The following is a 14,094-nucleotide window of genomic DNA, read 5'->3' as shown; positions in this document are numbered from 1 at the left end:
GCTCACGCCGGGCCGGGCGCACCGGGCCCGGCGAGCGAGCCGACGCCGAACAACTGGCCAAGGGCGCGCACCGTTTCGCCACTGTGCAGGTGGTGCATGCCTCGGATGCCAAGCCGGGCCGCGCCGCGCAGATTGTGTTCCAGGTCGTCGATCATGACGCAGTCGGACGGTTCGACGCCGAGGCGGTCGCAGGCCGTCCGGTAGATGCGGCGGCCCGGCTTGCGGGAGCCGATCCGGCTGGAGATCACGACGGTGTCCGCGAGGGCGTCCAGGTCGTATCCCTGGTAGCAGTCGTCGCCGAGCGCGTTCGACACGATGGCCACCGGGATGCCCTGGGCGCGCAGCTCGCGCAGGGCCGCGAGCATCGTCTCGTCCGGGCGCATCCCCGCGCCGATCGCGGCGACGAGGCCCGCGGGTTCCACGACCACGCCCTGCTCGCGCAGCCGCCCCGCGATGCCCCGCTCGAAGCCGGCCTCGCTCAGGCGCCCGCACTCGTGCTCCACAAGGAGCGCCGATGCCTCCGTGTCCTCCCGGAACAGCCGCTCCAGCAGCAGCGGGTCATCGCCGGCCCCCGTGGACCAGGCGCGGAACGAGTCGAGCACGCTGGTGGTCAGCACCCCGCCGAAGTCGGTGAGCACCGCACGCGGTGACCCGTCCGGCCGTGCCTCGATCGCTTCAGGCGCGTCGCCCACTGCTGCCTCCTCATGTCCCGCCCTTGCCGGCGTAGTTCAGTCGTCGGTCGAGGATCTCGAGGACCTGCTCGCCCCAGCGCAGGTTCGACTCCTCCAGGGACCTGCCCGCCATCAGCGTGAGGTAGGGGCCGATGCGCTCGGCGTCGCGCAGGTAGGCCTCTTCCTCCCGGTCACCCAGGAGGTGGCGGCGCAGCCGTTCGTACCGGGCCAGCTTGCCGCGCGACCAGGCCATGCGCTCCTCGATCAGGGCGCGGGTGGCTGCCGGGTCGCCGCCGTCCATGGCCTGCACCTTGACCATCAGCTCGTCCCGGATGGCGATGGGCCGGGGCGGCTCGGCGGCGAAGGCGTGCAGCTCCCGCAGGCCCGTGCCGGTGAGCGTGAACATCCGCTTGTTCGGCCTGCGTTCCTGCTGCACCACGCGTGCCTCGATCAGACCGTCGGCGGCCAGTCGCTCCAGCTCGCGGTAGAGCTGCTGGGGAGTCGCGGACCAGAAGTTCGACACGGAGACGTCGAAGATCTTGGCCAGGTCGTAGCCGGACGACTCGCCCTCCAGGAGCGCCGCGAGCACCGCGTACTTGAGAGACATCTGGACACCGTACACCGATGTGATTACTCTCCATCGCACCTACTCAATAAATTGACTATCAACATCAAGCGAGGTGAGGGCATGCAGGCTTTCCGCAAGGCCGTCGAGGCCAACGATCACGCGGCGATGGAGGCGCTCCTGGCGGAGGACGTCGTCTTCTCCAGCCCGGTCGTGTTCCGCCCGTACCCGGGCAAGGCGACGACCGCCGCGATCCTGCGCGGCGTCACGCGGGTCTTCGAGGATTTCCGGTACGTACGCGAGATCAACGATGCCGCCGGGCGGGATTCCGCGCTCGTCTTCGAGGCACGGGTCGGCGACCGGCAGATCACCGGCTGCGACTTCATCCACGTCGATGAGGAGGGACTCATCGACGAGCTCATGGTGATGGTCCGCCCCCTCTCTGCCGCGCAGGCACTCGCGGCGGCCATGGGCGCCCAGTGGGACGAGATCACGCGGGAGGCGGCGGGCGCCTAGAAAGGGCGCGGCTACCAGGCGCGAGCCGACCGGATCAGGTGGTCGCGCACGAGGGCGACGTGCGGGTTGTCCGCGGACCCGGGGCGCTGCACCAGGAAACCCGTGTTGATCGGGGCGTCCTCCGGGTCGTGGAGGAGGGTCAGGGTGCCCGCTGCCAGGGCGTCGCGGCAGAGGTAGCGGGGCAGCACGGAGAATCCGGCGCCCGCGACGACCGCGGAGAGCACGCCCCGCAGGTCGGGGACCGTGACGGAGGCCTCGCAGGTCAGCCGCTTGCCGAAGACGTGCCGCCAGTAGCGGCGGGCGATCGGCAGATCCTCGGCGTAGGTCACCAGCGGGACGCCGAGCAGCACCCCCGGGCCGTCCGCGGCGATCCGCGCGTCGCCGCCGATGCGCTCGGCCCACGAGGGGGCCGCGACCAGGACGAACTCCTCGTCCGCGAGGGGCACCGAGCTCAGGGAGCGCCCGCGGGGGCGGGCCGTGGCGATCACCAGGTCGTGCCGGCCGGCGCGCAGCCCGTCGAGGAGCCGGTCGGTCAGGCCTGTCGTCACGCGTAGCCTGACGCCCTTCTCGACCAGCGGTGCGAGTGCGGGCAGCGCGCAGTGGCAGAGCATCTCCGCCGGGCCCGCCAGCTGGACGGGCTCCGCGGGGGCGCCGTCGAGGGGGCCGCCGTGTCCGGTGACCGCGGCGAGGGCGTCGAGCGGGTCGACGACACGGGCGGCGAGCGCGTCCGCGTACGGCGCGGGGGCCACGCCTCGCGGCAGCCGCTCGAACAGCTCCCGGTCGACCTGCCGCTCCAGAGCCCGGATCTGCGTGGTGACGGTGGGCTGCGAGAGGCCGAGGAGACGGGCCGCGGCCGTGAAGGAACCCGACCGGTACACGGCCAGGAACGTACGCAGCAGATTCAGGTCGAGCGGACCGGCCGCCGCGGCCCCCGCGCCTATTCCCGCCGACCCATCGGAATTCCTATCTTCCACATGGAGCATCCTATTGGATTTCGTTGGGTTCGCCCACCTACCTTCGAGGACAGCACCACCTGACGTTCTGAGCACAGAACGTCAGAGCTTCCACCCTCGGAGAGACACCATGGCCAAGATTCTGTTCGTCGTGACCGGCGCCGATCACTGGACGCTGGCCGACGGCACCCAGCACCCGACCGGCTTCTGGGCCGAGGAGGCCGTCGCGCCGTACGAGGCGTTCAAGGCCGCCGGACACGAGGTCGTCGTCGCGACACCGGGCGGCGTCGTGCCGACCGTCGACCAGGCGAGCCTGGCGCCCGAGTTCAACGGCGGCCAGGAAGGCGCCGAGAAGGTCGCCACGACCCTCGCGGAGATCAGCGAGTTCCTGCGCCCCCTCAAGCTGGCGGAGGTCGACCTCGCCGACTACGCCGCGGTCTTCTACCCCGGTGGCCACGGCCCCATGGAGGACCTCGCCGTCGACGCCGAATCCGGCAGGCTCCTCACCGCCGCCCTGGAGTCCGGCAAGCCGCTCGGCGTCGTCTGCCACGGTCCGGCCGCGCTGCTCGCCGCCACCAAGGAGGACGGCTCCAACGCCTTCGCGGGGTACGAGCTGACCGGCTTCACCAATGTCGAGGAGACCCAGTCCGGTTTCGCGGAGAAGGCCAAGTGGCTGCTCCAGGACCGGCTCGTCGCGGCGGGCGCCGACTTCAAGGAGGGCGAGCCCTGGGCCCCCAAGGTGGTTGTCGACCGCAACCTGATCACCGGTCAGAACCCGGCGTCCGCAGCTCCGCTGGCCGACGAGCTGCTCGGGAAGCTGGCCTGACCCTGATGGGCACCGACCGGCTCGACGAGGTCCTCGACGCCACCTACGACTCCCTCACGCGGTACGGCGTACGGCGCACCACGATGGACGACATCGCCTCCACGATGGGCGTGTCCCGGTCCGCGGTCTACCAGTACGTACGCAACAAGGACGACGCCTTCCGCAAGCTCGCCGAGCGCCTGCACTCCGAGGCGCTCGCGCGGGCCCGGCAGGCGGCGGCCGAGGACATCTCCGCCGCCGAGCGCATCCGGGGCGTCCTCGCCGCCAAGCTCGACCTGGTGCTGCGCCTGGCCGGGGACTCGCCGCACTCCGCCGAGCTCCTCGACGCGAAGGCCCGCATCTTCGGCGACATCTGCCACGGCTTCACCGGCTCGCTGCGGAGCCTGCTCATCGAGCTGTTCACCGAGGCGGGGACCCCGGCCTCGGTGGAGCCCGCCGAGGCCGCCGACATCTGCGTCGCCCTGGTCATAGGCCTGGAGTCCGCGCCCGACGGCCGCCGGCTCTTCGGCCCCGCCACCGACGCGCTCCTCACCGGGCTGCTCGGATCGCCGGTCACCACGCCGACGCCCCGCTGACCCACCCGTCACTCACCCCCACCCCCTCCCCCCATGCCCAGCCGCACCTGAGAACTCCCGAGGAGACCCCTCATGCGCCACCCTGAAGCGCCCGCCCCCGAGGCACTCGACCCCGAAGCCCTCGTCGCCGGGCTCCGTGCCACGTTCGCCACCGGCCGCACCCGGCCCCTGGCCTGGCGCGAGGAGCAGCTAACCCAGCTGCGCTCCCTGTTCACCGAGCACCGCGAGGACATCGCGGACGCCCTCCACGCCGATCTGCACAAGCCGCGCACCGAGGCGTACACCGCCGAAGTCGACTTCCCCGTACGGGAGATCGACCACACGCTGGCGCATCTGGAGGAGTGGCTGAGCCCGCATCCGCTCGCGCCCGGCGCCCTCGCGGGGCTGCCCGAGGGGTCCACCGCCGGTACGCAGTACGAGCCGCTCGGCACCGTCCTGATCATCGCGCCGTGGAACTACCCCGTGCAGCTGCTGCTCGTCCCCCTGGTAGGCGCCCTGGCGGCGGGCAACACGGCCGTCCTGAAGCCGAGCGAAGTCACCCCGGCCACCTCGGAGCTGATCGCCCGGCTCATCCCCCAGTACCTGGACACGGACGCGGTCGCCGTCGTCGAGGGCGGCGTGCCGGAGACCACCGCGCTGCTCGCCCAGCGGTACGACCACATCTTCTACACGGGCAACGGCGCCGTCGGCCGCATCGTGATGCGCGCCGCCGCCGAGCACCTCACCCCGGTCACCCTCGAACTCGGCGGCAAGTCACCGGTGTTCGTGGACCGGGGGGTCGATCTGGCCGCCGTGGCCACCCGCCTGGCCGAATCCAAGTTCCGCAACGCGGGCCAGACCTGCGTCGCCCCCGACTACGTCCTGACCGACCCGGAGACCGCGCCCGCGCTGGCCCGGGAGCTGCGCACGGCCGTGGAGCGGGTGTTCGGCACGGACCCCAGGTCCTCGGAGACGTACGGCCGCATGGTCAACGAGCGGCACTTCGACCGCGTCTCGGCCCTCCTCGGCTCCGGGACGACGGCGTTCGGCGGGCAGAGCGACCGCGACGACGTCTACATCGCGCCGACCGTGCTCACCGACGTGAAGCCCGACGAGCCGGTGATGCGGGAGGAGATCTTCGGTCCCGTACTGCCGATCGTGAACGTCGACGGGCTCGACGAGGCGATCGCGTTCATCAACGACCGCGACAAGCCGCTCGCCCTCTACGGCTTCACCGAGAGCGAGACGACTCGGCAGCGGCTCGCCGCGGAGACGTCGTCGGGCGGCCTGGGCTTCGGCCTTCCGATGGCTCATCTCCGGGTTCCCGAGCTGCCGTTCGGCGGAGTCGGCGAGAGCGGTGTCGGGAATTACCACGGCCCGCACTCCATCGCGACGTTCAGCCACCGCAAGGCCCGGCTCGACGTTCCCCTGGGCTGATGCCCGGCCGATCCCCGCGGTGGCTGACGTACTCCCGGATCCGCAGGGCCGTCAGGGCCGGGGTGAAACGGATGTGAACTCCCTTGCGTCCAGCGCGGGTTCCGGTGCCCCGGTGGCGCCGGAGCCCGCTGCCGCGCGCCGGGCGGCGAATCCGTGCCGGGGGCGGCGGTCACCACGACGCCGCCCCGGCCGAGCCCCCACAGGGTCACGGCGAGGTAGCCGAGGGCGGGGCTGTCGGCGCGGACCGCGAGGAGGGCGGCGGCCACGGCCACCAGGAGGGCAGCGGCGGTCGGAGCGCACCGGGAGACCCCGGCGACTGCTGTGCTACTACGAGGAGCGGGGCCTCATCATGGCCGAGCGCGCGGCGAACGGCTACCGCGAGTACGACGAGCGGTTCGTGGACCGGGTCGCGCAGATCAGGGGGCTGCTCGACGCGGGCCCGCCCGCCCGCATCATCAAGCAGATCCTGCCGTGCCTCGACAAGCCGCGGACGATCTACTTCCCGGACGCGACACGGGAGATGATCGCCACGCTCGAGGAGCAGCGGGACTGCATGTCCGAGCGCGTCGAGTGCCTGACCCGCAACCGGGACGCCATCGCGGAGTACTTCGACGCGGTGCGCGACGGAAATCCTCCGGACCGGGTCCCGCTGGAGCCCGCGGGGTCATGATCCGAGCAACGCGTCAAGGCCCGCGGCCAGTGGCTCCTGCCCGCCCTGCCCGTCCAGGGCGATGGCCGTGGCCCGCAGCCTCGGGAACTCCTGCGCGGGCATGCGGTGCAGACCGAGCCGGAAGGCCGAGTCCGGTTCGCCGGGCTCGTCGTCCATGGCCCGCAGTTCGACTAGGAGATAGCCGAGCAGCCACGCCGTGAAGGCGCGGTGCACCTCCACCGTGCGGCGGTCGCCCAGACCGGCGCCATGCAGCAGGGCCAGCACACGCTCGTCGCTGCGCAGCACGGCGGCGGGGCGGCGGGCCAGCGGGGTCGACAGCAGGCGGGTGGCGAGCAGCGGGACCATGTTCGGGTGCCGCAGGGCGACTCCATGGGTGGCGAGCGCGATGTGCTTCAACTCCTGCCGCCAGTCGTCGCCTTGAGGGTGCTGCTCCTCCTGGCGCTTCGCCGTCAGGTCTTCCTCCAGCTCCTGGTAGAACGCCTCGACCAGGCCGTCGAGGAGAGCACCCTTGCCCGCCGCGTAGCGGTAGAGGGCCATCGCCTCCACGCCCAGTTCCCCGCCGAGCTTGCGCATGCTCAGGCCGGAGAGCCCGTCGCGGTCGACGACCTCCAGGGCCGTGGCCAGGACGCGCTCCCTGGTGAGCCGCCCATAGCGCCCACGGTCACTGGCACGCCGCCCCTCACCCGGGTCCGTCTCTTTCCCCTTCGGCATGTCCGCCACCTCCGCCTCACTGGCCCCCTTGACCTCAGAGAGCATTGGGTGCAAAGTCGTACATATACGACGTAAACGTACGTAGTCAGCGTACAGCGTCAGACCCCTCAGGAGCGTCGCGCCATGACGCACAGCGAGCCGATGTCGGCGGATCTGGTCCAGGTGGAGCTCGACCTCGCACGGATGTCGGACGGCAACGTCGTCCGCGTCACCGCGGGCGGCCCCGTCTTCGGACATCCGTTCCCGGTGCGCACCGTCCGGCCGACGACCTTCCTGCCCGCACTCCCCCGGCGCGACAGGGCAGCCCTCATGGCCATCGCCGCCGGCTGGGCGCTGAGCTTCCTGTGGTTCTGGTCCTGGTGGCTCCAGCCGGAGCACCGGGTCGGCTGGGCGGGGCTGATCGTCAACAGCGCCCTGCTGCTCTACCTCACCGGACTCCCCTGCTACTTCTTCGTCACCGCCCTCCGGCTGCGCCGCGTCAACCCTGAGCTGCCCGTCCCCGCGCTCCCGGTCGCCTTCGCCGTGACCCGCGCCCCGTCGGAGCCGTGGCCCACCGCCCGGCAGACGCTCGAGGCGATGCTGGCCCAGGACTTTCCGCACCCGTACGACGTGTGGCTGTGCGACGAGGACCCGACCGACGAGATCACCACCTGGTGCCGCACGCACCGGGTGCGGATGTCGTGCCGCCGCGGCGTGACCCCGTACCACCGCGGTGACTGGCCGCGCCGCACCCGCTGCAAGGAGGGCAACCTCGCCTATTTCTACGACAGTTGGGGCTATCAGCGGTACGACGTGGTCGCCCAGCTCGACTGCGACCACGTGCCCGCGCCGACCTACCTCGCCGAGATGGTCCGCCCCTTCGACGACCCCGCCATCGGCTATGTCGCCGCCCCCAGCATGTGCGACGCCAACGGCGCGGTGTCCTGGTCGGCCCGGGGGCGCCTGCACCGCGAGGCCGTCTGGCACGGCGCGGTGCAACTGGGGCACAGCGACGGGCTCGCGCCGATGTGTATCGGCTCCCACTACGCCGTGCGCACCCGCGCGCTGCGGGACATCGGGGGCCTGGGCCCCGAACTCGCCGAGGACTTCTCCACCACGTATCTGCTCAACTCGGCTGGCTGGCACGGGGCGTTCGCCATCGACGCCGAGGCGCACGGGGACGGGCCGCTCACCTTCGCCGACATGATCACGCAGGAGTACCAGTGGTCGCGGAGCCTCACCACGATGCTCCTCGGTCTGCTGCCGCGCCATCTGCGCCGGCTGCCCCTGCTGCTGCGGCTGCGCTTCTCGTACGCCCTGGCCTACTACCCGCTCCTCGGCCTGATGATCATCGCGGGCCTCACGCTCCCGCCGGTCGCCGTCCTCACCGGCCTGCCGTGGATGAACATCGACTACGTCGACTTCCTGATCCACTTCTGGTCCATGCCCGTGTGGCTGCTCCTGACCCTGTTCCTGATGCGCCGCCGCGGGATGCTGCGCCCGCGCAACGCCCCGGTGATCAGCTGGGAGACGTGGCTGTTCGCGCTCGCCCGCTGGCCGTTCGTCATCCTGGGCCTGTTCGGCGCCGTCGCGCAGAAGCTGAGCCCACGGCCGGTGACCTTCAAGGTCACGCCCAAGGACACCGGCGGACCCCGGCCGCTGCCCGCCCGGCTCACCCTGCCGTTCGTCGCGCTGGCCGCCGTCCTGTCCTCCGTCGCTCTGGTGGGCGAGCTGACGAGCCCGTCGGCCGGCTATGTCTTCCTCTGTCTCCTCGCCGCCACGACCTACGCGGCCGTCGCCGTGGCCGTCCCCCTGCTCCATGTGCGCGAGGCGGCGCGGGCCGCGGACGTCCGCTTCAGCCACGCGCTGTCGACGGCCCGCCTCCCGGTCACCCTCGGCCTTCTGGTGTCACTGCCGGTCGCCACCGCCCTCGTCTTCTACCCGGCGTACGTCGCCGCCGTCCTGAGCTGGTGAACGGCCATGAGCGCACCCTCCACCATCCTCGTCACCGGCGGCGCGGGCTTCATCGGGAGCCATACCTGCGTCGAACTCCTCGACCACGGCTACGAGTTGATCGTGATCGACGACTACTCCCACAGCACCCCGCAGGTCTTCACGCGGGTGGAGCGGATCGCCGACCGCTTCGTCGGCGCCGTATATGAGCTGGACATCCGTGATCGGCGCGCCCTGTCGGCCGTCTTCGGCCGCCACTCCGTGGACGCCGTCGTGCACTTTGCCGCGCACAAGGCCGTGGGCGAGTCGACACGGATGCCCATCGACTACTACGACACCAACGTCGGCGGCACGACCGCGCTGCTGCGGGTCATGCAGGAACACGGCGTGCACCAGCTGGTGTTCTCCTCGTCCTGTTCGATCTACGGCGACGCGGGGCGCGGCCCCCTGGACGAGTCCACGCCCGCCCGGCCGACCAATCCGTACGCGGCATCCAAATGGATCTGCGAGCAGGTGCTCGCCGATGTGTGCGCCCGCCGCCCGGAGTTCACCGTGCTCGCCCTGCGCTACTTCAACCCGGTCGGCGCCCATCCCAGCGGGCTCCTCGGCGAGGACCCGGGCGGCGTCCCCGACAATCTGATGCCGTACGTGGCGCAAGTCGCCGTCGGGCGGCGCGATCGGCTGCCCGTGTTCGGCGACGACTACGCCACGCCCGACGGCACCGCCGTCCGCGACTACCTCCACGTCATGGACACCGCCGAGGCCCACCGCATCGCCCTTGACCACCTCGCCGACGGACCGGGCATGCGCGTGTTCAACCTCGGTGTGGGGAAAGGCCGTTCGGTCCTCGACGTCATCGCCGCGTTCGGCGCGGCCTGCGGCAGGACCATCCCGTACCAGATCATGCCGCGCCGCCCCGGCGACGTGACCGAACTCGTCGCCGACGCGCGCGCGGTGGCCCGCGCGTGGGGCTGGCGGCCCACCCGGGGCCTGCCGGAGATGTGCCGGGACGCCTGGCGCTTCCAGCAGCTCAACCCCCATGGCTACGCCGGTCCCGGCCGGCATCCGAACAACAAGCACAAGGCCCCCTGACCCAGGCATGACCCAGCACGACCCATAAGGAGCGACGTCATGCGGATGACAGTGATCGGCACCGGATACGTGGGAACGGTGCACGCCGCGTGCATGGCCGACATCGGCCACCAGGTCCTCGGCATCGACATCGACGCCGAACGGATCGCCTCCCTGGCGGCGGGCCGGGCGCCCATCCACGAGAGCGGCCTCGACGAACTGCTCGCCAGGACCGTCGCGTCGGGCCGACTGCGCTTCTCCACCTCGCTCGCCGAGGGCGCCGCGTTCGCCCGGACACACTTCGTGTGCGTGGGCACCCCGCAGCGCCCCGACAGCCACGCCGCCGACCTGCGGTACGTGGACGCCGTCGTGGACGGGCTCGCCCCGCATCTGCGGCCCGGCAGCCTGGTCGTGGGCAAGTCGACCGTGCCGGTCGGCACGGCGGCCCGCCTCGCGGAGCGCCTGGCCGCGACGGCGCCGGGCACGGAGGTCGCCTGGAACCCCGAGTTCCTGCGCGAGGGATCCGCGGTCCAGGACACCATGCGGCCCGAGCGGCTCGTGGTGGGCGTGACGTCGCGGCACGCGGAGGGCGTGCTGCGGGCGCTCTACGCGCCGATGATCCTCGCCGGGGTGCCGTTCTTCGGCACCGATCCGGCCACCGCCGAGCTGGTCAAGGTGGCGGCGAACTCGTTCCTCGCCACCAAGATCTCCTTCATCAACGCCATGGCCGAGGTGTGCGACGCCGCGGGCGCCGACGCCTCGCTGCTTGCCAGGGCCATCGGCGCGGACTCGCGGATCGGCCCGCGCTTCCTCGAACCGGGGCTCGGCTTCGGCGGCAGCTGCTTCCCCAAGGACATCCGGGCCTTCGCCGCCCGTGCCGAGGAGATCGGCGCCGGCGAGGCGGTGGTGTTCCTGCACGAGGTCGACCGGATCAACACCCGGCAGCGCTCCCGCGTCGTCGAACAGGCACGCAGACTCCTCGGCGGCTCCTTCTCCGGGCGCAGGATCGGGGTGCTCGGCGCGGCGTTCAAGCCGGGCAGCGACGACGTCCGCGACTCGCCGGCGCTGGTCGTGGCGGCGGCCCTGCACCAGCAGGGCGCCACGGTCCGCGTGCACGACCCGCAGGCCATCGACAACGCGCGCGACGCCCGTCCCGAGCTGGCCTACGCCCTGGACGTCGACAAGGCGTGCGAGGACGCCGACCTGGTCCTGCACCTCACCGACTGGCCCGAGTACCGGGACATCGACCCCGCGGCGCTGGCCGCCCTCGTGCGCTCCCCGGTCCTCCTGGACGCCCGCAACAGACTCGACCCCGAGCGCTGGTCGGCGGCGGGCTGGGCCGTGCACGCCCCGGGCCGCCCGCAGCTGTCCACGGCCGCACCTTCTTCGGCCAACGTGGCCGCGCTCGCCGGAGGTGCGTCATGAGGGTCGTGGTGACGGGCGGCGGCGGATTCGTGGGCTCCCACCTGTGCGAGGCCCTGCTGCGCAGGGGCGACACGGTCTGCTGCCTGGACAATTTCTGCACCGGCGAACCGGAGAACGTCGCCCACCTGCGCGGCACGCCCCGCTTCCGGCTGGTCCACGCCGACGTGACGGCGCCGTTCGACGTGCCGGGCCCTGTGGACGCCGTGGCACATCTCGCGAGCCCCGCGTCACCGCCGGACTACCACCGGCTCGCCGTGGAGACCCTGGCCGTCGGCAGCCGCGGCACCGAGAACGCCCTGCGCCTGGCCCAGCGGCACGGCGCCCGCTTCCTGCTCACCTCCACCAGCGAGGTCTACGGCGACCCGGAGGTCCACCCGCAGCCCGAGGAGTACTGGGGCCACGTCAATCCGGTCGGCCCGCGCAGCGTCTACGACGAGGCCAAGCGGTTCGCGGAGGCGCTCTCCATGGCCTACCGGCGCAGCCACGGCGTCGACGTGGGCATCGTCAGGATCTTCAACACGTACGGTCCGCGGATGCGCCCGCACGACGGACGCGTGGTCTCCACGTTCGTCCGCCAGGCCCTCGCGGGCAAGCCGCTGACCCTCTACGGCGACGGCAGCCAGACCCGCAGTTTCTGCTACGTCGACGACCTCGTCCGCGGCCTGCTCGCGATGCTCGACAGCGACCTCGGCGGTCCGGTGAACCTGGGCAACCCCAGCGAGCGCACCGTCCGTGAACTGGCGGAGCTCGTCCTGCGCCTCACCGGATCGCCCTCCCGGATCGCCTACCGCCCGCTGCCCGTCGACGACCCGGCCCGCCGCCGCCCGGTGATCAACCGGGCCGTGGAGCAGCTCGGCTGGATGCCCCGCGTGCCTCTCGACGAGGGCCTGCGGCACACGATCGCGTTGTTCACCGCACGGTCCGCGTCGCGGCGCGCGCGGGTGCCGGTGGAGGCCTGATCCCCATGATCCCCGTGCGCAGGAACACCGTCCCGGCCGCCGTCAGGCGCTGCACCGCCCCCGGCGTCCTCACCGCCGCGATCGTGCTGCTCGGCGCGAGCGGCTGTGCGGCCACGCCCCACTACGCGCCGTCGGCCAGTACGTACTACGTCAGCTCACGGGGCGACGACCAGAACGACGGTTCTTCGCCCGGTCAGGCCTGGCGTTCCCTCGCCCGCGCCGAACGCGTGGCGCTCGAACCGGGCGACCGGCTGCTCCTGGAGGGCGGCGCACGCTTCACCGGCACCATCACCCTCAACGGCGACGAGGCGGGACGCGCGGACCAACCCGTGGTGGTCGGGTCGTACGGCGAGGGCCGGGCGACGGTCGAGGCCGAGGGCTCCCCCGGCATCTCCGTGCACAACACCGCGGGCGTGGAGATCCGCGACCTCACCGTCAAGGGTGACCGCGCCGCCTACGCCCACGACGGCGGCATCAACCTCTACGCCGACCGTCCGGACGGCGGGAAGCTGGACCGGGTCACCCTCTCCCACGTCCGTGTCTCCGGTTTCCGGACGGGCATCGCGGTCGGAGGAGCGGAGAAGGGCAACGGATTCAAGAACGTGACGATCCGCGAGGCCAAGTTGTACGGCAACAAGGACGTCGGTCTCCTGACGTACGGCCCTGAGTTCAACCCCGGTCAACCGACTTACGCACACGAAGAGTTCAATGTCTCGGACGTCGACGCGTACCGGAACACCGGTGATCCCGGCGCGGACGACCGCCACACCGGTGACGGCATCATCCTCGGCGCCGTGCGGAACGCCACGGTGCGCGGCTCCAGCGCCCACGACAACGGATCCAGGTCGTCCGGCGAGGCACCCTCGGGCCCGGTGGGCATCTGGGCGTACGACGCCAAGAACGTGGTCCTGGAGCACAACACCGCCTACCGCAACCACACGGGTTCCAAGGTCGACGGTGCCGGGTTCGGCTTCGACGAGAACGTCTCGGACTCGACGATCCAGTACAACCTGGCCTTCCACAACGACGGCCCCGGCTTCTACGCGTACACGCGGAAGACGAACGGCGCGCACACCGACAACACGATCCGCTACAACATCACCTCCGACGACGGCCGCAAGCTGCCGCGCTTCGGCGGGCTCGCGGTCTACGGCCACGACGTGCGCAACCTGCGGATCTACCAGAACACCGTGGTGATGACGGCCCTGGAGAACGGGAAGAGCGGCCCCGCCCTGCGCCTGATGGACGGCGAGAAGGGGGTCACCGTCCGCAACAACCTGTTCGTCACCGACGGCTCCCCGCTGGCCCTCGCGGACGGGGGGCTCAGCACCAAGAACGTCCTGCTCCAGGGCAACAACTACCGTGCCCCGCAAGAACAGTGGGCACTGCAGTGGGGCGACCACGCCTTCACCGGCATCGCCACATGGCGCAAGGCGACCGGCCAGGAACGCGTCGACGGACGGCCGTCCGGCCTGACCGCCGACCCCTGCTTCACCGGAGGCACGCTGCCGTCGGTCACATCCGCCGCCGACGCCCGCCTGTTCGCCCCGGACTGCGACGCCCTCGCGGACAAGGGCCTCGACCTGCGCAAGCTGTTCGGCATCGACCCCGGTTCCGTCGACTACTTCGGGCAGAGGGTCGGTACGCCCCCGCCGGTCGGGGCCGCGCTGCCCCAGGGCGACTGACACCGCCTGAAGATGCAGGCGTCCACCGCCCAGGCCTACGATCATTACAGCGAGACCCCAGGTTGACGCGTGATTCGCGGCCGGGTGTCCCTGCCACGCAGGGAGGCGCTTTGCCATTG

The 14,094-nt window shown here is 71.6% G+C and carries 13 protein-coding genes and 1 pseudogene; 10 read left to right on the top strand and 4 right to left on the bottom strand.

What is annotated here, in order from left to right; all coding sequences use genetic code 11:
• Positions 1-2: 2 nt before the first annotated feature.
• Positions 3-692, bottom strand: a complete 690-nt coding sequence (locus tag AB0E78_RS34060) for an HAD family phosphatase (protein ID WP_361840949.1) — start codon at positions 690-692, stop codon at positions 3-5.
• 10 nt (positions 693-702) lie between these two features.
• On the bottom strand, positions 703-1,278 hold the full coding sequence (locus tag AB0E78_RS34055; protein ID WP_361840946.1) for a PadR family transcriptional regulator: 576 nt from the start codon (positions 1,276-1,278) through the stop codon (positions 703-705).
• An 81-nt stretch (positions 1,279-1,359) separates the two neighbouring features.
• Between AB0E78_RS34055 and AB0E78_RS34050 the strand changes: the two genes are divergently transcribed.
• The gene (locus AB0E78_RS34050; protein WP_361840944.1) at positions 1,360-1,752 is read left to right on the top strand and encodes a nuclear transport factor 2 family protein; all 393 of its coding nucleotides are present in this window, start codon (positions 1,360-1,362) and stop codon (positions 1,750-1,752) included.
• A gap of 11 nt (positions 1,753-1,763) precedes the next feature.
• On the opposite strand, the gene AB0E78_RS34045 is transcribed toward AB0E78_RS34050, so the two are convergent.
• A complete protein-coding gene (locus AB0E78_RS34045) occupies positions 1,764-2,726 on the bottom strand; it encodes a LysR family transcriptional regulator (protein WP_361840941.1) in 963 nt (320 codons plus the stop codon).
• Between the two features lie 109 nt (positions 2,727-2,835).
• Between AB0E78_RS34045 and AB0E78_RS34040 the strand changes: the two genes are divergently transcribed.
• The 4 genes and pseudogenes from AB0E78_RS34040 to AB0E78_RS34025 form a co-directional block, all read left to right on the top strand.
• Positions 2,836-3,531, top strand: a complete 696-nt coding sequence (locus AB0E78_RS34040) for a type 1 glutamine amidotransferase domain-containing protein (RefSeq protein WP_361840938.1) — start codon at positions 2,836-2,838, stop codon at positions 3,529-3,531.
• 5 nt (positions 3,532-3,536) lie between these two features.
• Positions 3,537-4,106 carry a TetR/AcrR family transcriptional regulator gene (locus AB0E78_RS34035; RefSeq protein WP_361840935.1) on the top strand — a complete coding sequence of 190 codons (570 nt, stop codon included), beginning with the start codon at positions 3,537-3,539 and terminating at the stop codon, positions 4,104-4,106.
• 72 nt (positions 4,107-4,178) lie between these two features.
• A complete protein-coding gene (locus tag AB0E78_RS34030; RefSeq protein WP_361840932.1) occupies positions 4,179-5,522 on the top strand; it encodes an aldehyde dehydrogenase family protein in 1,344 nt (447 codons plus the stop codon).
• Between the two features lie 289 nt (positions 5,523-5,811).
• Positions 5,812-6,192 (top strand): annotated as a pseudogene (locus tag AB0E78_RS34025) (MerR family transcriptional regulator); the annotation flags it as partial.
• On the opposite strand, the gene AB0E78_RS34020 reads toward AB0E78_RS34025, so the two are convergent.
• Positions 6,187-6,903 (bottom strand): TetR/AcrR family transcriptional regulator C-terminal domain-containing protein, encoded by a 717-nt coding sequence (locus AB0E78_RS34020; RefSeq protein WP_361840930.1) that lies wholly within the window; start codon positions 6,901-6,903, stop codon positions 6,187-6,189. The pseudogene AB0E78_RS34025 and the gene AB0E78_RS34020 overlap by 6 nt on opposite strands.
• Before the next feature lie 123 nt (positions 6,904-7,026).
• Between AB0E78_RS34020 and AB0E78_RS34015 the strand changes: the two genes are divergently transcribed.
• Genes AB0E78_RS34015 through AB0E78_RS33995 form a run of 5 tightly spaced genes read left to right on the top strand, consistent with a single transcriptional unit; the run spans position 7,027 to position 13,975 of the window.
• On the top strand, positions 7,027-8,856 hold the full coding sequence (locus tag AB0E78_RS34015; RefSeq protein ID WP_361840928.1) for a glycosyltransferase: 1,830 nt from the start codon (positions 7,027-7,029) through the stop codon (positions 8,854-8,856).
• 6 nt (positions 8,857-8,862) lie between these two features.
• A complete protein-coding gene (galE, locus tag AB0E78_RS34010) occupies positions 8,863-9,927 on the top strand; it encodes a UDP-glucose 4-epimerase GalE (protein ID WP_361840925.1) in 1,065 nt (354 codons plus the stop codon).
• Between the two features lie 39 nt (positions 9,928-9,966).
• On the top strand, positions 9,967-11,331 hold the full coding sequence (locus AB0E78_RS34005) for a UDP-glucose/GDP-mannose dehydrogenase family protein (RefSeq protein ID WP_361840922.1): 1,365 nt from the start codon (positions 9,967-9,969) through the stop codon (positions 11,329-11,331).
• On the top strand, positions 11,328-12,290 hold the full coding sequence (locus AB0E78_RS34000; protein ID WP_361840919.1) for a UDP-glucuronic acid decarboxylase family protein: 963 nt from the start codon (positions 11,328-11,330) through the stop codon (positions 12,288-12,290). Before AB0E78_RS34005 ends, AB0E78_RS34000 begins: the two co-directional genes overlap by 4 nt.
• A gap of 5 nt (positions 12,291-12,295) precedes the next feature.
• Positions 12,296-13,975: a right-handed parallel beta-helix repeat-containing protein gene (locus AB0E78_RS33995; RefSeq protein ID WP_361840916.1), complete on the top strand. Its 1,680-nt coding sequence runs from the start codon at positions 12,296-12,298 to the stop codon at positions 13,973-13,975.
• Positions 13,976-14,094 lie beyond the last annotated feature (119 nt).

The organism is Streptomyces sp. NPDC032198 (genome assembly GCF_040636975.1).
In the GTDB taxonomy this organism is placed as follows: Bacteria; Actinomycetota; Actinomycetes; order Streptomycetales; family Streptomycetaceae; genus Streptomyces.
Note: the sequence above shows the minus strand (reverse complement) of the source record. Positions and strands in the feature narration are given on the sequence as shown.